Genomic DNA, 18,049 nt, shown 5'->3' with positions numbered 1-18,049 from the left:
ACCGTGATTCTGGGGCCCGGATCCTGGTGGGGCGGGCGACCTCGTGGTCTCCGTGTCCCCCGCCCGCGGTGCCGGTGCCTCGGTCGATGCAACAGCACCGCCCGGACCGACTGTTCCCGGCACGGCCGCTTGGCCCACACATCGGCGTTTCAACACGCACCAGATACAGACACGCCCCGCACATCTCAGCGCCGCGCCGGATCCGACCCCCATCCGGCACCGGCGCATGTGCTGCATCACCGCATCCTGCGGGGGCCGACCGTCTCGGCTCGGGGCAGGCGAGACAGCACGTCGGCAGAGGGTGGGGTCGGGCATCGTGGCGGCATCGGCGGGCAGGTCGGCCAGGCGGCGCAGCCGCCACACCAGCACGTCACCGATCGAGTCGGCGGTGCCCGGCTCCCGCCGATCGGGCAGCAGCGGCGGAGCGTGGAGCTTCTCGGTGAGCTCGGCCGACGTGTTGACGCGTGCGCCTCGTATGTCTCGGCACTCGGCCGGCTGCGGGCCGAACTCGCCGAACACCTGCTGCACGGCTCGGTCGAACCGCTGTGACGGCCTGCCGCCGATCTCCCACACGTCCCTCCTCCTTCTCGCCCGTGACCCTCGAAAGGACCGAGTCCATGCCCGAATCGACAGCCCGTTCCGCACGTACGTGGCAGCTGTGGCTGGCGCTGTACGTTGCCTGCTCCATGGTGGTCGGCCTCCTCGTGAGCCTGTTGGTACTCCGGTCGGGCGTTGGCTCCATCGATGTCCTTCTGGCAGGGGGAGGCGGCTTCGCGACCTCCTTCGCCCTGTGCCTCGCACTGCCCGCGGCCGTGCGCGAACCCAAACGACAGAGCTGACCCGGATCGGCCGTCCGCGCGGCTGAGCCCGGTCAGCCGGGCTCCTCACGCCACGGATGCGGCGAAGTCGGCGACAGCCTTCCGCGACGGCTCTGCCACCGCCCCGGTACCGCCTCGGATGCCCCTGCGGATTCTGGGCAACACGAAGGACCCTTGAACCCAAGCCCACGCCGACAGCGTTGTTCATTGCAACCATAGGTACCGCCTCTCAAGGTCACGTCAACGCTCAGAAGCGACGATGTGGTCGGCCGGTGACGTGTTGGACGACACTAGGGAGCAATGCCGGGCGGGGACTGTCCCGAAATACGACACTGCGACGATGGTCCGCGAGCGGAACGGAGGCGTGGGCCCCTGCTGAACCGGTGCACCGACGAGCAGGCGGTCCGGGTGCTGGTCCGCACCGGCGTCGGTAGTACCTTCCGCGTCGGCTACCGGTCGTACCGGGGTGGCCACACCCTGGAGGAGCCCATGTCGTCCACCGACCGCGAGGGCCGGGCCCCGGCTCCGCTTTCTGCCGATACCGAGGCGGCGAGCCGTCTGAGTGTGTTGCAGCAAAGGGAGTCCCTGTTCGGTGAGCAGGGGCTTCTTCGTGTGCGGGGCGTGATCGCGGAGGGGTAGGGGCAGGCAGGAGCTGGAGTCCTGGACGGAGGTCCTGGAGCAGGCTCAGGCGGAGGTGGATGCAGCGCAGCTGCGAAACTCACGTCGGTTGAGGCCCTGCCCGAACTGGGTGCTCCTCCCGCTTCTCCGGTCAGCGCTACCGGGCGGGGTTGCTCGCCGAGCTGGTGCCCGGATGCGTGGCGGGGGCGGGGGACGGGGCGCGCCGGTCGTCTGCGGTGGTCGTGCGGTGGGGGCTGTCGGGTAGGACGGGCAGGTGGCGCTTCGACGCAGGTGCCATACGAGGACGCCGCTGGTGGAGTCGGTGGTGTGGAGTTCGCGTCCTGGTCGATTCCCTCGCCGCCTCCTGGCACTCCGGCCCGAGCCGGTTCGGGGGAGCGGTCGTCTCCTTCGTGATGGCTGACGCCTGGCCGGTCTGAGAGGGCCTGGGTGGCCTACGGCACGGGAAGATCGCTGTGTGCCCGCCCAGCGTCACCGTCGCGCGTGCTTGACCGTCACGACCCGGGAGGTGGGCGACGAGTCTTCTGACGCGGATCTGGCACGCGACGACTGATCACCATGGACAGCAGAAAGGTCCGGGTCTCCGACCTGGGCCTTCTTCATGGAGCGGGTGGCGAGAATCGAACTCGCGCTCTTAGCTTGGGAAGCTCGGGTTCTACGGGGCTGATGGGCTTGCTGACCTGCTGCGGAGCGGCCTCATGACCTGAGGGCGTGCTGGGTGGGTGACCGCTGTTCCCTGTGGTTCCCCGCACTATTTGGCACGGGGGCATGTTCAGGGGATGAGTCAGTGGCGCCGCGGCCCCGGTACGCCGATGCCGGGGCCGAGGTCGGTGGAGGTGGTCAACGAGTGGGCCGCGGTTTTCAGATCGTTCTCCCATCCCGGGAGCTCGTCGGGGCCGATCCATTCGCTGTAGTCCGCTGCGACGGAGAGGAACCGTGTCTCCTCCCGGGTGCGGGCTGCGACCGTCATCGACAGCCGGTCGGCCGCGTCCTTGGGGCTCAACTCGCCTTTCACAAGACCGAACGCGAGGCTCACAAGGAGGTATCGGCCGGCTGTCTCCTCGTCGGGAAGGGGTATGGCGAGTTCGTGCAGGGATTGGACGTACAGTTCACGGATTTCGGTCTCGTCGCTCCTGCTCGGCAGGCCGGCCAGTTCGCGCAGGGAGGGGGAATCACGTCCGTCAACGAGCGCATGCGCAGCGAGCATCGGAAGTTCTTCGGGAGGGAGTACCTCCGCCACGTACTGCCAAGCGCTGTGCTGCAACCGGTCCATGCGGCCATCGTGGGGGTGATGAGACGTCCTGACCAGCCGATTGCTGTTGTGGCCTCGGCTTCTTCTTGCCCTGGGTCTTGCCGAGGATCTTGGTGAGCTGGGTATTTGCTGGTCAGGGGCAGCGGGCCCGTGCGCCTGGTGGTCGTCGTTGGTCGTCATTGGCCACTGTCGAGCGGCCTCGGACGGCCCAGAGACGGCCCAGCCGTGGATCACATGAACGGACTCAGCCGGCGGAGGCAGCCCGCCACTGCGCGGTGATGCATCCCTCTTCCATGTCCCACCACTCCTTGGCCACGCCATGGTTGAGCAGCTTCTGCACCTTGGCGAGATCAGCGGTGGGCGGGACGTCCAGGGCAACCATGCCGAACCGCTCTATGCCCTCGCCGCAGACTCCGAGTTCGTGAAACGCGTTGATCACGCTCTGCCGCGCAGCTCCAGAGCCGCCGTCACGGAACACGATGAGGCGGATAGTGCAGTTCTCGGAACGCCGAACCACCTCGCCGGCCCATCGCACGTCCTCCTCGTCGGGCTCGGTGGCCACGATGTCCCCACAGGCAATACCTCGGACGAACCAGGGGATGTTGTCGAGCCGCGCAGTGCGTCGCCTTGGTCGACCGCCCACGGACTCTCCACCGATGCCGGGGGCCAGTCGTCCTCGATCTCAAGCCGGAAGTGCACCTTCACGTACGGGCCCTCGGGGTTCGTCATGGTGCCCAGAACGCACAGCCCTGCCGCGCCAGCCGCGGGCGGGTGACTATGACGTCTGCTCAAGCTGAATACCGGTTCGTCTGTGCCTCAGCCGACGACAGTCGGTCACGACGGAGAGGGCGCCGACCGATCACGCGCGCGTATGCCTCGCTACACCCTCACCGGCCTCCGCCACGCTGCCGGTGCCGTCGACCAGAGCAAGCCACGCCGGCGGAGGCGGGCGATGAGGCCCCGGGACCGTGACTTCCTCGTCCCGAAGCAACTTGGGCGGGCGCTCCGCCTTGCACTGGCATGGCCCTCACCTGAGCTGATGGTCCGCAGGCGTCTGTGTACGTCCGCGATTGTTCGTCGGCGTTGTCACGCAGTTAGACACTCACCGACTGATCACACGATGCGGCACAGCCGTGGCCTGTTCGGTGCTGACCGAGTAGAGAATGGCACGGTGGACGTAGCTATGGGTTACTCCCCATAGGGGATGCGCACGAAGCCATCCTCCCAAGTGTCATCGTCCAGGAGGTAGGGGACGATGATGAAGCACTTGGGTTCGTCCCGGAAGCCCGATAGCAGACGGGCGCGGACGATGCGTTCCTCGGCCTTCTCTTCCGTCGAGTAGATGCCCAGCAACTTGACGTCGTCGCCGTCCTGCTCATCGATGAAGACGCCGTCCTCGTCGATGTGTACGGTTGCCCCGTCAGGCCCGGCCTCGTTCTGGTGGCCTACGTGCCACAGGGGATAGACGATCACACGGCCAGGCTAGCGAGTGATTGGACACCAGGGCCGCCGCGTCGACGCCACCAGCTTGGGAAGCTCGTGTGCTTCGGTCTTCGCTGCCTTACTGAACTGGGACGGAACGGTGTGTCCCGACTGGTCGGTCGCCGACCGATCGCCCGCTGTTCCCCGTGGTTCCCCGCACGATCTGGCACGCGTCTGGCACGCCTCTCGTCGGCTCCGGGGCCGGTCTCCGATGAGCTGTACCGACCCGCAGACCGCCCTACCGCCGGGGTACGGGAACTTTCCGCCCCGGCGATGGGAGGATCACCGTGCCGGCGCGCCGTATCGAGAAGGGGGCCGAGGTGCTGTCCACCGAGCTGAAGCACACGTTTCAGATCGCCGCGCCGCCGGAGGAGGTCTTCGCGCACCTGGCCGAACCGTTGCACTACGTCGGCCTGTCGCCGCTCGTCGTTGCCGTCCGTGACGTGCGGCGCAACGGCGGCACCGTGAACTACACGGCCGTGGAGCGTTTCCGCTTCCTGGGCGTCCTGCAGCGCGACAACATCATCGACGTCACGCTCGCCGCCGTCCCGGACGGCCTCCCGCACTCCGCCGAGATCTTCGGGGAGGTCCGCAGCCCCGGCCGGGTCCGCATGAGCTACCGCTTCGCCATCGACCGCCACGAGGCCGGCAGCGTCGTCACCGACACCCTGCACCTGCGGACGCCCCCGGGCCTGCTGCGGTTCGCCGCCTCCCAGGCGGGAGCGGTCCAGCGGGCCCGGGCCCGTATTCTGACGGACCGTCTAGCCCGGCCCGTCTGACGGCCTTCGCGCGGGCAGCCCGGTGGCGAGGGCCGTACGCAGGGTCGATCCTGAAGGCCTGGCTTGGCAGGATCCGGTCCTGCGACACCCGCTTTAGGAGTTCGATTCGGGCCCGCTCCGGCTGTGGTCGTCGGCTGGTGCGGCAGCCAGAGAGGGGTGCTGGTGTACGTCCTCGTCCGGCGTCGTTGATGTCAGCCGTGGATGTCAGGAGCTTCCACAATCTGGCGGGTCAGCTCGTCAACCACCTGGGGAAGCATGTCCGTCACGCCCTCGTCAGTCAGGGCGGTTTCAAGAGCGATCTTCACCTCGTCATAGGTGTACCCGACACACGCCCACCTCGTCCGCGTGACGGCCGCTTCGATCTTGGCTGCGTAGACGCTCAGCTCGCCAGCAACATCGCTGTAGCTCCTTGGTCCCATGGACATGCAACCAAGCATGCGGGAGCCGGCGCTTAGAAGATGCGGACAAGCCTTGGTGAGCAGCCCTGAGGCGGCCTGTCCTGTGTCGTCCAGGGCTGTCGAGTACCGCTGCCGTCCATCGTCGTTGCCGTCACTGCGGGCGACAGAGCCGGGAGACCGTCCGCTGCATCGACATGCGGGGGGTCTGTGCGGTGAACCCTGTTCAGGTGGCGTGCGCTCCCTTTGTGCGCTGGTTGCCACCTTGTGTGACTCGCCTGGACGCAGCACGGTTTAGGTGGATGCTGCTTGGTGCTGTGCTACAGGGCCATCAGGGAGGGGCGGTACGCCGTGGGTTCAGCCAGTCAATGGGCACGTGAGACCTTCGGGGACATAGCCGGCGAGCTGGCCGACATCATCCCGGCTTGCCTCCTCCGGGCTCATGATCGTGCCCGGACCGGGCACGAGGGCGTCCACACTCAGACGCTCGAAGCCTACGGACATGGTCTCTACGCGGCGCAATACGAGGAACTGGCCGTCGGCATCTCCGGGCTTGGGGAAGCTGTGCGCCTGCAAGGACGCACGCTGATGCTCGTCCGCGGCCACCTGATCTACCCCCTCCGCTACGCGAAGAAAGACGTGCCCGTCACGGCCGCACGTCTTCGTCGGGCCACAGGCTTCCGAGCAGACCTGATCCGCCGCCACGGCCCGCCTCCCCTGCAGCAGGCGTTCGACCTGGACTGGGGGGAACTTGACGACTCCGAGGTGCACCCAGACCTGGAACTCCTCCCCGAAGACGTGCGGCTCGTCCTCGTCGCCTATGCCTGCTCCATGGAGAAGGGCGTCATGCGCATTGAGTGGGGCTCCGCAGAGCTGCGCCGCGAGGACCGATACCTGATATGGCACCGCCACGAGCCGCTGCCGACCAGGGATTGATCCGAGCTGTGGGCCAGCGGCTACAGGCGTCAAGGGCTCAGGACTTCAGTTCTCCGGGTGCAGGCATAACCCTTCCAGTGTGGCAGATCAACGGCGGGTGCTCAGGCCGGAGCGGGGTGGGGGTGGTCACCTGTGGGTGGCGTCTGTCATCGTCGGCCGGCCTCGGACGGCCCAGGGACGGCCCAGGGACGCCCATGACGGCATCCGCTCCACGTGTCGATGCATTGAACCGGTACCACATTCGTCCGCTAGCCGCGCCACCGTCGGCATTTCTGACGCCACAGTGGTTGACGGCTACGAGTTCTGGACCGACGGGCCCTGACCCCGCCAGGTCACAATCTGGACTTTTCGGTAAGCCCAAGCATGCAGCCGACTTCCACAACATACTCAAGACATGAGCAGCCCCGAGCAGTCGCCAGCTTCCAGCAGGAACCCCATCAGAATGCTGTCGTGGCGAGTGGTTATAGCATTTTTCCTGGCTGCTTGCGGCCTCACCGCACTGACAACCTGGGCTCTCGTCACCGCAACCGAAGCTAAAACTGCGGACCAAGCCAAGATTGCCACGGTAAGAATTAACGCTATCCGGACTGGCCTCAGCGTGGGGGCAGGGATAGGCGGAGCTATGGCTCTCCTCCTAGCCGCACGCAAGCAATGGCTGGGCGAGAGATCACAGGCACACCAAGAGGACGTCGCCAATAGTGACATAATGGACGCCTCAGAGAGGCGAATTACCGACCTTTACGGCAAAGCTGTGGATCAACTTGGAAGCGATAAGGCTGCAGTCAGAATTGGAGGGATCTTCGCCCTCGAAAGGCTAGCGCAGGCAAATCCTGGGCACCGGCAGACAATTATTGATGTGATTTGTGCCTACCTACGAATGCCGTTCAACGTTCCATCCGAGCTTGACCTAGGCTCAATCACGGCATATACACTCCAAAGCGCTACTAATCAGGAGGGTCAACAAGAGATTCAAGTTCGACTCACAGCTCAAGACCTCCTTAGGCGTCGACTTTCTAAGAAGTCGACAAATTTGGATGACCACTGGAGGGACTTGCGGATTGACCTAACGGGAGCGACTCTAATCACGTTCAACCTAACTGATTGCGAGTTCCGAGAGGGGGTGTTTAGCAACGCCCACTTCGTCGGCACGACACGTTTCAATTCCTCCACTTCTACAGGAATCTCGACGTTTCGAGGTGCTCGCTTTTCTGGCTTTGCAGACTTCACCAGCTTTGACTTTTCTGGTCAAGTTCGCTTCGACGATTCAATCTACGCAAAGTCATGCTCATTCGAGGAGGCGAATTTCGACCAAGCGCGCTTCGATAAAGCTACCTTTATGGATCAGGCGATCTTCAAGCGTTCCAACTTCCATAACCGTGCCATATTCGACGATGCGACGTTTGCGGAAGTGATCTTTACAGAGGCGGACTTCATTGCGGACGTACAGTTCCTGAGAGTCACCTTTAGTGAAGATGCCCGCTTCGGACAGTCCAGGTTTCGCAGTGCCGCCACATTCACGAACTGCAGATTCGAAAAGGATGCACGTTTTGGAGGCTCCAGGTTCGAAGGGCGAGTGCGCCTTCGCGAGGCGACCTTCTCAGGCCTGGCCTCGTTCGGTGAGTGCATTTTCACCGAAGGCCTCTACATGCGTGGCACAGCTTTCGATGACGTCGCAAAGTTTGGAAATAGCAAGATGATGGGCGGCGCCAGCCTGCGAGATGTCAGCTTCAAGAAAACAGCATCATTCACGGGAACCTCAAGTTCGCGTTCAATCATATTCTACGGAGTTCGCTTTGACGGCGCGGTAAGCTTCTACAAGACTGAAGAGCAACCCGTTGAATTCAAGAACTCTTCCATTCAGAACCGCGATCAGATGCTTCACCCCCCTAAATATTGGCTTGTCGCCAGCCAGGAAAACTTGCTGGGGCGGTACGATATTGTTCGATGGAATCCACCCATGGTCCTCCCATGAGTAGAGGAGGGTGCGCCTTATCCATGTATGGAACGGTGACCGGACATGACCGTGTTAGGGCGGCGGAGCGGCTTTGGGCTGGAGCTGCTTTGGCGCGAGTGATCATGGCCCCGTAAGCTTCCGGCGCGTCGGGCAGTCTGTGGACCTGCCCGTTAAAGCACGACGTTGGGGCCATGATCCTCGAGGCTCGCGCCAAAGTGGCTGCGTAAAGCCGCGGAGCCGACCGCCCCAGCCGCGACGTATACCTTCTCTGGCGTCAGGCGGCTGATCGCTGTGCGCGCGGGGAGCGGAGCGAGCCGCACTTGTACCGGTGAAGAAGGTTGTAACTCAGTCGTCGGACAGGATGCTGTGGTACAGGGATCGGACGCTTCCCGCTCAGGTTGTCAGGCTCCCTGTCGAGCCGCGAGCGCCGGGATCGCGGCGATCTTCTCTGCGGTGAGGGCCGACCAGTCGATCCCGGACGGTCGGTGCGGGTTCGGGCAGGTGAGGGTCTCGTCGGGGGTCACGATCAGGTCGACGCCGACGTCGTGCGCGGTGGTGGGGATCGGGGTGTCGGTCACCTGGAGGGCGTGGACGGTGGTGACGACGATGGTCTCCGGCGTCACCAGGCCGGCCTCGGTGAGCAGGGCGAACTCGATGTCGGAGTAGCCGGCGCCCTTGCCGATGCGGGCGCCGTCGCGGTTGACGGCGACGCTGCCGAGGATGATCAGGTCCGGCGGTCGGAGGGCGTCGACCTCGACGGTGGGGGCGATCATGGCGGCGGTGCGGCCGACTGCGGCCTCGGTGGGCGGGACGGTGAGGTTGGCCGGGTCGAGGAGGTAGAAGGGCTTGGGGGTGGCCAACTTCGGGACTGCCATGTAGACGGTTTTGCCCTCCTCCAGGGCCCGTGCGCGGACCGGGAGTTGGGCCTTGTCCGGTACGGCCTTGACGACGCTCGCGCGCTGCCAGGCCGGGAGCCCCGCGAGGCGGGCCGCAGCTTGTTCGGCGCCTTTGAAGTGGGGGATGCGGCCGTGCACGGAGGGGTCGTGGACGGCGTCCGCGGCGGTCAGGGCGTCCCAGACCTGCGTGCGTACTGCCTGCTTGGCGCGGTCCGGGGGGTTGGCTGCCACCGGTGTCTCCTTCTCTCTTCTACGCCGCCGTCATCAGGCCGAGCAGTCTGTCGTGGACCTCGGCGACGCGGGGCTCCTGTCGCCAGGGGCGCAGTTCGCGGGCGGCTCCGAAGACGATGTTCAGGCCTCCGCCTCCACGTGTGGTCTCCAGCTCGGCGATGGCTTCGGCAAGGCTGGCCACCCCCGCTTCGACATCGCGCTGACGGATACGGGCGAGCGTAAGGTTCCCCAGCACGATCGCGCGTGACTTTCGCCTGTCCCGTAGCTTCTCCGCGGTGCTGGTCAGCAGGGTTTCGGCCCGTCGGTGGTCTCCGAGCGAGAGGTAGCAGGAGCCTGCGAGGCGGCTGAACTGGGTGGGTGACACCAGGTCGGCGGCGGCATCGCTGCCGTCCACGTGGTCGAGGTGGCGTTCCGCGCGGGAGAGAGTGCGTTCGCAGTCCGAGGCCGACCGCAGTATGGCGTGTGCCTCGGCGACGTGCAGGAGCGCCAGTCCGGTCAGGGCGGGACTCGTGCGCTCGGCGGTTTCGGCTGCTTGCTCCGCGAGCGCGAGCCCGGCCTGTGCGTCGTGTGCGCCGTACAGCGCGACGTAGCAGGTGCGCAGTAAGGCATGGGCTTCGAGAGTGGTGTTCCGTAGGTGGCGGGCGAGGCCGGCGCTCTGTTCGTAGTACGTCTTCGCGGTGGTGTGGTCGCGGCGCTGGGAGGCGTCCCAGACCAACTGCCCCATGAGGGTGCACGCGTCGGCGTGCAGAGCGTGGAGTTCCCTCTGGACGCGTCCGCGGGCGGAGACGGCGGCGAGCTGGGCGATGCGGTTGAGTTGCGCTGCTGCTTCTGCGATGAGGCCGGCCGAAGGCACACGGTCGTAACGAGCGGTGCAATCGTCGAAGCGTGTGCGAAGTGCGGCGACGGCGGGCAGGTCGATGCGGTCCGGGTGAAGCATCGCGTAATCGAGGGCGTCCTGTCCCTGCGTGCCACTTGGTAACCGTGCGGTCAGCAGGTCGTTGAGGCCCTCGGCATTGACGCGGAGAAGGCGGGCCAGCCGTGGACGCATCCAGGGCTGCGGGGCGGTGCGGCCTGATTCCCAGCGGGTGATGGTGGAGCGGTCCACCTGCATGTGCTCGGCGAGAGCCTCTTGGGTGAGGCCCACGGTTCGGCGGCGCGCTGCGAGGCCGTTGCGGCGGTGCGTCATGACGCTGTCTCCCCGTTTCGCCTGCCTGCCAGGAACGTACGGCTGCGCGACTCCCAGGTGAGGCGTGAGGGTGACGCACGGATGCCGCATCGGTGCGTCCATTGTGCTCTGGGCGTTGTCGGCCGGGGGCGGTTGTGTGGAACTCCGACGCACACAGCCAGGAAGGTTCGCCCTCCATGACGTTCCGAACACCCGCCGCGGAGTCCTCATCCCTCCATGTCCCGTCCGACACCGGCGCTGTGTCTTCCGCTCGTCGCAGGGTTGTCGAGATCGTCCGTGACTGGGACGTGCCCCTTGCGGAGGAGACGGTCGAGACGCTGGAGCTGCTGGCCGGTGAGGTGATCGCGAACGCCGTGGTGCACACGGGGGAGGGCTGCCGGGTCACGGTGAGCTGGGACGGGACTCGTGTGCGCCTGGAAGCCGAGGACGCGGAAAGCGGCCTTCTCCCGCAGCGGGCACCGGCCGATCTGGACGAGGAGAGTGGGCGCGGACTGCAGTTGGTCGAGGGTCTTGCCCAGGCGTGGGGCTCCCGGCCGACCACGGACGGAAAGGTGGTCTGGTTCGAGGTCGGCGGCTGCTCACCCTCGCCTTCCCGTCCGTCTCCCGCCGCATGTGCAGGCGATTCCTCGTTCGAGGGCGTACAGCGGCCAGTGGCGCTTGCCGAACCGGGATGCGGCGTGCTCAGCGGCTCCCGCGCGCATGTCACTGCCACCTGACCACCTGAACACCTGATTTGGGGCGCGCGCGTCCCCAATCAGCCACAGATGCCTCCGACTGGGACTCCACCGCCCGGTGGGGCCGCCGGAGACGCCGCATCCAGGGAGCGGGCAACCGGCTCGCTTCCGCCGACACCGAAGGAGACACAGCCATGCCCGAGCAGGACACGACCACGAACGGTGCTCAGAAGGGCCACGGTCTGCTGGTCGCCCGTCGCCGGATCGCCGCCGCCCGTTCGCGGGCCGAGCAGCCCTCGGACGGCGGTTCCACCGGTCGTTCCGACGGCAACGACTGAGAAGGGCCGCAACCGATGACCACCGACGTATCCGCGGTGGTCGCGCGCCTGGGCGAGGACTTCCTCGCCCAGGCGTACGGCCGAACCTATCGCCACTTCCCCGGTGAGCCGGGTCGCTTCGCCGGCCTGCTCGGCTGGGACGACCTGAACGCCCTGCTCACCCACCACCGGCTCGAACCGCCCCGCCTGCGCCTCTCGGCGGGCGGCGAGGCGTTGCCCCAGTACGCCTACTCGGTGCCGGTCACCACCCGTCGCAGCACCGTGTGGCACCGGCTCAAGCCCGCCGAACTGCACCGCCACCTCGCCGAGGGCGCCACCCTCGTCCTGGACGCGATCGACGAATTGCATCCGGGAGTCGGCCACCTCGCCCAGGAACTGGAACGACACCTGCGCACGGGCATCCAGGTCAACGTCTACGCCTCCTGGACCCCGGAGGAAGGCTTCGGAGTCCACTGGGACGACCACGACGTGCTCGTCCTCCAGCTCGACGGCGCCAAACGATGGCGCATCCACGGCCCCACGAGGCAAGCCCCGCTCCACCGGGACACGGACGTCCCCGAACCGCCGCCGAACGAGCCGCTTGTCGAACTGGTCCTGCATGCAGGGGACATGCTGTACCTGCCGCGCGGTTGGTGGCACGCGGTCGCCGCTTCCGAAGGCGTCCACTCCCTCCACCTCACCTGCGGCATGCAGACGACGACCGGCGCCGACCTCCTCCAGTGGCTCTCCGAGGACCTGCGCCGTGAAACGACCGTGCGCAGCGACCTGCCGCGCTTCGGGACCGAGGAAGAGAAGGCGGACTTCGTGCGGTCGCTTGGCGACCTCGTCAGGAAGGAGTTCGAGGACGGGACGCTGCTCGACCGCTTCCTCACCATGCGGGACGCCACCGACCGGGCCCGCCTGGTGCCCTCACTGCCGTACGTCGAGGGCGTACCGCCCGACCCCGCTCTCGTCGTGCACATGGTGACCGCTCGCGCCCGGCTGCACAGCGACGGGGAGGGCCACCCGGTGCTGACGGCAGGGGGAGAGGAATGGACCTTCTCCCCGCAGGCCGCACCTGTGCTGTCCCTCCTCCTGGACGGAGGCCACCACCGCCTGGACACACTCGCCCGAGCGGCCGGACTTCGCGTCGGACAAGTGGCGCACCTCGTGAGCGAACTGGTGGACGGCGAGGTCGCGGCCGTGGGACGGGCCGGATGAGCGCCCGACTGGCGGCCGGGACGTACCGGTGCCGTGACGTGTCGCAGTCGGTGGGTGCGGCCGTGGACGCCGGGGTGACATGGATCGACACGGCGCCGAACTACGCGTCCGGTACGGCCGAGGCAGCTCTGCGGCCGGTCCTCGAAGCGTGTCCACAGGTACGTGTCTCGACCAAGGTCGGCTTCGTACCCGACGCCGACCGACACGCCGCTCGGAACGCCGGGGTGCCGTTGTACGACCGCGCTCAAGGCCACTGCCTGGCACGTCCCTGCATCGCCTGGCAGCTCGCCCGCAGCCGTATCCGCCTCGGTCGCGTCCCGGACCTGGTCTTCGTCCACAATCCGGAGCACGGCCGGACGGACCGGGCCGATCTGTCGCGGACGCTGACCGAGGCGTTCGAGGAACTGGAGAGCACGGCGGACGCCGGCAGGATCGGCGGCTACGGCGTCGCCACCTGGGCGGGCCTGTCGAGCGGCATGTTCACCATCCCCGAACTCACGGCACTCGCGGAAACCGTGGGCGGGCCACAGCACCACTTCCGAGCCGTGCAGTTCCCGGTCTCACTCCTTCGACTCGCCGTGGTGGCGGACGCGCTCGAGGGGTGCGGAGCACTGGTGGAGGCACGGGAAGCGGGGCTCGACGTCTTCGCATCGGCCCCGCTCGGAGGCGGTGAACTCCTCGGAGCGATGACGGAGGAACTGGTGCGCGTCATCGACCCTGCCGCCTCCGCAGCGCAGGCCGCGCTCCTGGTCGCCCTGTCGGCCCCCGGGGTGTCGCGTGTCCTGCTGTCGTCGAGCACACCGGCACACTGGGCCGACGCCCTGGGGGCTGCGGCCTGCGAGCCCTTGTCGCCCGATCGCCTCAGAAAGGTCATCGATGTCCTCGGAACCTGACGACCCCGAGGTCGCCGCGCGCATGCGGAGGGCCCATACCGTGGCGTGCGACCTCCTCGAGGCGGTCCCTGGCACACGGCCGTCCAACGGAGGGCCGCAGGAGGCGTGGGGTGGAGGGGACGCACGCTGGGCCGACCCGTCACCGGGACTCACGAGCCAGGGTGGCTGCGTGTCGTCCACAGCCCGGTGGACAAGGCGAGCGGCAAGCTGTGGACGGGGCCGGAGGACGCCGAACGGCTGCTGCCCCCGCAGGTGCCGCGCCCTCGTCTGCGTCTCGTACGGCAGTGGACGGAGGAAGGAAACGCGTACAAGGCCGAGCTGTACGACCACGTCCCCGGCGAAACCGTGTCGCCCACTCCCGCACTCGTCACCGCAGAGCCCTCCCTGACGACAGCCTGGTGGAGCGACCTGCGCACGGTCCTGGCCTGTCTCCCGACGGTCCGCACCGACCGTACGGCCGTACGCCAGGCATACCTGGACCGCGCCATGCCGAAGTACCTCGCCTTCCTCGGCGGGCCCGTCCCTACGACGCCTCCCGCATGGTCCACCGCACACGGTGACCTGCACTGGGCCAACCTCGCCGGTCCCGAACTCGGCATCCTGGACTGGGAAGGCTGGGGCACCGCCCCGGCCGGCTACGACGCAGCCCTCCTGCACGCCTACAGCCTCACGATGCCGGAGACCGCCGAGCGCGTCCGCCGGGAACTTTCCCCCGTTCTCGACAGTGAGGGCGGACGCTTCGCGGAGCTGGTGGTCATCACCGAACTCCTGCAGAGTGCCGAACGCGGGGACAACGTGGAACTCGTTCCCGCTCTGTGGCAACGGGCGGAAGAGATCTGGCACCGGATGACGGCCGACGGGGCGACCGGTCGCTGAGCCGCTCACCGTCGAGCCGGCGGGGACGCCGGACGACCCCGGTCAGGCGGCGCTGATCCACGGGTACGAGGCCCGGCCACGGGGACACCGCCGGGCTCGACGACCTCGTACGGGTCGAACGTGCGAAGCGCCACATCGGCGGTCGTGCACACTACAAGGGGCGCTACAAGGAGCACTACAAGGAGGAGTCACCGGAGAGCTGATGGTGTGGTGCGGTTGTGGTGCGACACCCGTCGGCGGGTCTGGACAACAAAGAACCCCCGGGTCTCTGACCTGGGGGTTTCGCTTGGAGCGGGTGACGAGAATCGAACTCGCGCTCTCAGCTTGGGAAGCTGATGTTCTACCATTAAACTACACCCGCGTAACTCTCCGTGACCCCGATGTGATCGGTGTCCGGACGCTCGCTCACTCTACCTCATGCCAGGCCCCCGGTGTCCAAGCCCGGGGGCCTGATGGCATTTCAGGGATGGAAGCGGCTGCGGGGGGCAGAAGTTGGGGCGTACGGTGGGGGTGCGGAAGAGGGGTCGGGCAGGTGCGGAGTGCCGCCTGGAGAGCCGTTCCTTTGATCCCGTAATGTGGCTTTTGTCGTCAGGGCAACAAGCCAGACGCGGCTCTTGGGGAAGGGACTCTGGGACTTGATGGAGCGCACCGTCGTCCGCTGTGCCGATGGGCACGTGTTCACCGCCGCCTCGTTCCCGATGCAGCAGGCCGAGCGACTCGGCCCCGGTCGGCTTCTGAGGTGTCCGCGCTGTGCGCGGCTTCGCAGCGTCGTGCCGGTGGCCCTCCAGAAGCGGTAACGCGAGGGGCACGGGAGACCGGGAGAGACTGAGGACGTGGGCGCGCGGGACGGCGATTGTCGCCGGTCCGCGCGCCTTGCGTATTCTCGGGACGTGCTTCTCTCAGACAAGGACCTCCGGGCCGAGATCGACGCCGGGCGGGTGCGCATCGATCCCTTCGACGATTCCATGGTGCAGCCGTCCAGCATCGACGTGCGTCTCGACCGCTTCTTCCGGGTGTTCGAGAATCACCGGTACCCCCACATCGACCCCTCCGTCGAGCAGCCGGAGCTGACCCGGCTCGTGGAGCCCGAGGGGGACGAACCGTTCATCCTGCATCCCGGGGAGTTCGTGCTGGCCAGCACGTTCGAGGTCATCACGCTGCCCGACGACCTCGCGTCCCGGCTGGAGGGGAAGAGCTCGCTGGGGCGGCTCGGACTCGTCACCCACTCCACCGCCGGGTTCATCGACCCCGGGTTCTCCGGGCACGTGACCCTCGAACTCAGCAACCTCGCGACCCTGCCGATCAAGCTGTGGCCCGGCATGAAGATCGGCCAGCTGTGCATGTTCCGGCTCAGCTCGCCCGCCGAGGCCCCGTACGGCAGTGAGCGGTACGGGTCCCGGTACCAGGGGCAGCGCGGGCCCACCGCCTCGCGGGCCTACCTCAACTTCCACCGGACGCAGGTGTGAGCGGCGTGAGTGAGGGCAGCGACGTGCGGGAGAACCTGAGCTACGAGCAGTTCGGGGTGGCGGTGCGCGAACTCGCGCAGGCCATCGCCGACGACGGGTACCGGCCGGACATAGTGCTGAGCATCGCGCGCGGCGGTGTCTTCGTCGCCGGCGGGCTCGCCTACGCGCTCGACTGCAAGAACATCCACCTGGTGAACGTCGAGTTCTACACGGGGGTGGGGACCACGCTCGAGATGCCGGTCATGCTCGCGCCCGTGCCCAACGCCATCGACTTCACCGACAAGAAGGTGCTGATCGCGGACGACGTCGCCGACACCGGCAAGACGCTCAAGCTGGTGCGCGACTTCTGCCTCGACGCCGTCGCGGAGGTGCGCAGCGCCGTCGTCTACGAGAAGACGCAGTCACTGGTGAAGTGCGAGTACGTCTGGAAGCGGACCGATGCGTGGATCAACTTCCCGTGGAGTGTCCTGCCTCCGGTACACGGGTCGGGGGAAGAGACCAGGCCGAACAGAGAGGCCCTGTAGCGGGCTCGCCCGCGGTCGGCGCCGCACGGTGACCCCGTGAGGGTCAGCGCCTCCGGCCGTGGGGCGCCGTTCCCGTCGGTCCCTCTTCCGTGTCACTCGTCTGCACCGTCGGGGGCGACGGCGGGCAGCCGTCCGCCGAGGCTGGGGCCTGACGGAAGCGCGGCGCGCAGCCTGGTCAGGAGGAGCCGACCGCGCGGATGGGGCCGCGGCGCGGCAGGCACGCGCTGCCGAGGAAATGCGAAGGTGCCTCCGCATGCGACACGCCGCGACGGTGCCGGGGGCTGCCTGGCCGGCCAGGTGGGCGGGAGCCCTGCTGTGCCTCGCGGTGGCCGCCGTCCACGTCGTGGACCAGGGCGGCATCACGGTGACGAGGGACCCCTACTACGTCGGCGTCGCCTACCACGTCCTGGAGATCGCGGCAGTGGTCGCCGCCGTGCTGCTCCTCACCGGCCCCGTCCGACTGGGATGGCTGCTGGCAGCCGCGGTCGCCGTCGGCCCTTTGCTGGGCTACGTCCTCTCCAGGGGGCCGGGGCTGCCCTACTACAGCGACGACATCGGCAACTGGACGGAACCGCTCGGGCTGGCCAGCCTGGCTGTCGAAGGAGCCCTGCTCCTGCTGTCGGTGCCGCTCTTCGTGCGGAGCCTGCGCCGCAGGACCTACTGAAGCTGCGCCGAGCAGCTTGTACACGCCGGTGTACGAACGGCCTGGACGCCGGGGGCCGCGTCCGCCCGGCTCCGCCTGGGTCGGCGGCGGACGGGACGGGAGCACCCCCACGCACGCCCCTACGGGCCAGCGGTCGGCGACGGGCCCCCGTCGTCCCGGTGCCGGCCGTTCCCCCGTTGGAAGCATCGCCCTGACCGCAGGCCGCTCCATGCGGTGATCGGCTCAGGGCCACCGGCCCTGTCCGCGCGGGGGTGCCCGTGCGCGGCCCGGATCAGAGCGTGCCCAGCTTCACGAGGGACAGCAGGGCGAGGAGCTGGATCGCGGACGCGCCCAGCGCCTTCGGCCAGGGCAGGTCGTGCGAGCGGCCGACCATCATGGTCAGGAGCGCGCCGCCCGCGACCCAGGTGGCCCAGCCGACGATCTGGACGAAGGTGGCGTCGCCGCTCGCGAACATCGCGAGGATCAGCCGGGGGGCGTCCGTGAGGGACGCGATCAGCATGGACAGGGCGACCGTGGGCTGCCAGGCCCCGTTGCCGCCGAGCTGGCGGGCCAGGGTGTGGGTGACCGCGCCCAGGATGAGGAAGCTGATCACCATGGCCACGGCCGTCATCAGGACGATCGGTATGAGGTTGGTGAGGGTGGCGCTGATCGCCTCCTCGCGGGCGCCGTCGAACCCGAAGACCGCGAGCAGGCCGTAGAGGAAGGTGACGACGAGGGCGGGGCCCCACATCGTGTAGTCGCGCATCTGGAGGAAGGTGCGGTCGGGCGCGGTGACGATGCCCTTCAGCAGGTCCTTCCAGCCCAGGCGGGGGCCGACCGGGGCGGCGGGGTCGTCTCTTATATACATCT

At 67.5% G+C, this 18,049-nt stretch carries 19 protein-coding genes, 1 tRNA gene and 2 pseudogenes; 14 read left to right on the top strand and 8 right to left on the bottom strand.

The window, feature by feature from the left end; genetic code table 11:
* The first annotated feature begins 426 nt into the window (after window positions 1–426).
* From B7L92_RS42240 to B7L92_RS42235, 3 genes and pseudogenes are all read left to right on the top strand, one after another.
* The gene (locus B7L92_RS42240) at window positions 427–549 is read left to right on the top strand and encodes a hypothetical protein (protein ID WP_255310886.1); all 123 of its coding nucleotides are present in this window, start codon (window positions 427–429) and stop codon (window positions 547–549) included.
* Window positions 550–617: 68 nt separating this feature from the next.
* Window positions 618–839: a hypothetical protein gene (locus B7L92_RS11425; protein ID WP_081237317.1), complete on the top strand. Its 222-nt coding sequence runs from the start codon at window positions 618–620 to the stop codon at window positions 837–839.
* A gap of 935 nt (window positions 840–1,774) precedes the next feature.
* A pseudogene (locus tag B7L92_RS42235) lies at window positions 1,775–1,873 on the top strand (ATP-binding protein); the annotation flags it as partial.
* Window positions 1,874–2,238: 365 nt separating this feature from the next.
* On the opposite strand, the gene B7L92_RS11410 reads toward B7L92_RS42235, so the two are convergent.
* The 3 genes and pseudogenes from B7L92_RS11410 to B7L92_RS11400 form a co-directional block, all read right to left on the bottom strand.
* Window positions 2,239–2,727, bottom strand: a complete 489-nt coding sequence (locus tag B7L92_RS11410) for a hypothetical protein (protein ID WP_081237314.1) — start codon at window positions 2,725–2,727, stop codon at window positions 2,239–2,241.
* Between the two features lie 223 nt (window positions 2,728–2,950).
* Window positions 2,951–3,435 (bottom strand): annotated as a pseudogene (locus B7L92_RS11405) (DUF4265 domain-containing protein).
* A gap of 459 nt (window positions 3,436–3,894) precedes the next feature.
* Window positions 3,895–4,179: a DUF7336 domain-containing protein gene (locus B7L92_RS11400; RefSeq protein WP_081237313.1), complete on the bottom strand. Its 285-nt coding sequence runs from the start codon at window positions 4,177–4,179 to the stop codon at window positions 3,895–3,897.
* Between the two features lie 296 nt (window positions 4,180–4,475).
* Between B7L92_RS11400 and B7L92_RS11395 the strand changes: the two genes are divergently transcribed.
* Window positions 4,476–4,967 (top strand): SRPBCC family protein, encoded by a 492-nt coding sequence (locus B7L92_RS11395; RefSeq protein ID WP_255310883.1) that lies wholly within the window; start codon window positions 4,476–4,478, stop codon window positions 4,965–4,967.
* 191 nt (window positions 4,968–5,158) lie between these two features.
* Here B7L92_RS11395 and B7L92_RS11390 read toward each other — a convergent pair whose 3' ends face one another.
* Window positions 5,159–5,392 carry a hypothetical protein gene (locus B7L92_RS11390; protein WP_143626291.1) on the bottom strand — a complete coding sequence of 78 codons (234 nt, stop codon included), beginning with the start codon at window positions 5,390–5,392 and terminating at the stop codon, window positions 5,159–5,161.
* Window positions 5,393–5,713: 321 nt separating this feature from the next.
* Between B7L92_RS11390 and B7L92_RS11385 the strand changes: the two genes are divergently transcribed.
* Together B7L92_RS11385 and B7L92_RS11380 are read left to right on the top strand one after the other, a co-directional pair.
* Window positions 5,714–6,298: a hypothetical protein gene (locus tag B7L92_RS11385; RefSeq protein WP_170102198.1), complete on the top strand. Its 585-nt coding sequence runs from the start codon at window positions 5,714–5,716 to the stop codon at window positions 6,296–6,298.
* Between the two features lie 394 nt (window positions 6,299–6,692).
* Window positions 6,693–8,270, top strand: a complete 1,578-nt coding sequence (locus B7L92_RS11380; RefSeq protein ID WP_081237310.1) for a pentapeptide repeat-containing protein — start codon at window positions 6,693–6,695, stop codon at window positions 8,268–8,270.
* A gap of 383 nt (window positions 8,271–8,653) precedes the next feature.
* Here B7L92_RS11380 and B7L92_RS11375 read toward each other — a convergent pair whose 3' ends face one another.
* Together B7L92_RS11375 and B7L92_RS11370 are read right to left on the bottom strand one after the other, a co-directional pair.
* Entirely contained in the window at window positions 8,654–9,379 is a 726-nt protein-coding gene (locus tag B7L92_RS11375) for a 5-formyltetrahydrofolate cyclo-ligase (protein ID WP_081237309.1), read from the bottom strand.
* Window positions 9,380–9,398: 19 nt separating this feature from the next.
* The gene (locus B7L92_RS11370) at window positions 9,399–10,565 is read right to left on the bottom strand and encodes a helix-turn-helix domain-containing protein (RefSeq protein WP_081237308.1); all 1,167 of its coding nucleotides are present in this window, start codon (window positions 10,563–10,565) and stop codon (window positions 9,399–9,401) included.
* A 176-nt stretch (window positions 10,566–10,741) separates the two neighbouring features.
* On the opposite strand from B7L92_RS11370, the gene B7L92_RS11365 reads away from it, so the two are divergent.
* The 5 genes from B7L92_RS11365 to B7L92_RS11350 all read left to right on the top strand — a co-directional run bounded on the left by B7L92_RS11365 (window position 10,742) and on the right by B7L92_RS11350 (window position 14,546).
* Entirely contained in the window at window positions 10,742–11,281 is a 540-nt protein-coding gene (locus tag B7L92_RS11365) for an ATP-binding protein (RefSeq protein WP_081237307.1), read from the top strand.
* Between the two features lie 152 nt (window positions 11,282–11,433).
* On the top strand, window positions 11,434–11,577 hold the full coding sequence (locus B7L92_RS41055) for a hypothetical protein (RefSeq protein WP_170102197.1): 144 nt from the start codon (window positions 11,434–11,436) through the stop codon (window positions 11,575–11,577).
* A gap of 15 nt (window positions 11,578–11,592) precedes the next feature.
* Window positions 11,593–12,777, top strand: a complete 1,185-nt coding sequence (locus B7L92_RS11360; protein WP_081237306.1) for a cupin domain-containing protein — start codon at window positions 11,593–11,595, stop codon at window positions 12,775–12,777.
* Window positions 12,774–13,670 (top strand): aldo/keto reductase, encoded by an 897-nt coding sequence (locus B7L92_RS11355; RefSeq protein ID WP_081237305.1) that lies wholly within the window; start codon window positions 12,774–12,776, stop codon window positions 13,668–13,670. Before B7L92_RS11360 ends, B7L92_RS11355 begins: the two co-directional genes overlap by 4 nt.
* A 186-nt stretch (window positions 13,671–13,856) precedes the next feature.
* Window positions 13,857–14,546 (top strand): phosphotransferase, encoded by a 690-nt coding sequence (locus B7L92_RS11350; protein ID WP_255310881.1) that lies wholly within the window; start codon window positions 13,857–13,859, stop codon window positions 14,544–14,546.
* A gap of 287 nt (window positions 14,547–14,833) precedes the next feature.
* Here the strand turns inward: B7L92_RS11350 and B7L92_RS11345 are convergent.
* Window positions 14,834–14,907, bottom strand: a tRNA-Gly gene (locus B7L92_RS11345).
* Window positions 14,908–15,436: 529 nt separating this feature from the next.
* Here B7L92_RS11345 and dcd point away from each other — a divergent pair.
* From dcd to B7L92_RS11325, 3 genes are all read left to right on the top strand, one after another.
* Window positions 15,437–16,012: a dCTP deaminase gene (dcd, locus tag B7L92_RS11335; protein ID WP_004985507.1), complete on the top strand. Its 576-nt coding sequence runs from the start codon at window positions 15,437–15,439 to the stop codon at window positions 16,010–16,012.
* 5 nt (window positions 16,013–16,017) lie between these two features.
* Complete coding sequence (locus tag B7L92_RS11330; RefSeq protein ID WP_081237327.1) at window positions 16,018–16,536, top strand: phosphoribosyltransferase; 519 nt, start codon at window positions 16,018–16,020, stop codon at window positions 16,534–16,536.
* 253 nt (window positions 16,537–16,789) lie between these two features.
* Entirely contained in the window at window positions 16,790–17,200 is a 411-nt protein-coding gene (locus B7L92_RS11325) for a hypothetical protein (protein WP_081237303.1), read from the top strand.
* Between the two features lie 271 nt (window positions 17,201–17,471).
* On the opposite strand, the gene B7L92_RS11320 is transcribed toward B7L92_RS11325, so the two are convergent.
* On the bottom strand, window positions 17,472–18,049 hold a 578-nt coding region (locus tag B7L92_RS11320), incomplete at its 5' end, for a Yip1 family protein (protein WP_143626290.1).

The sequence above is a fragment of the Streptomyces viridosporus genome (assembly GCF_002078235.1).
GTDB lineage: Bacteria > Actinomycetota > Actinomycetes > Streptomycetales > Streptomycetaceae > Streptomyces > Streptomyces viridosporus.
Note: the sequence above shows the minus strand (reverse complement) of the source record. Positions and strands in the feature narration are given on the sequence as shown.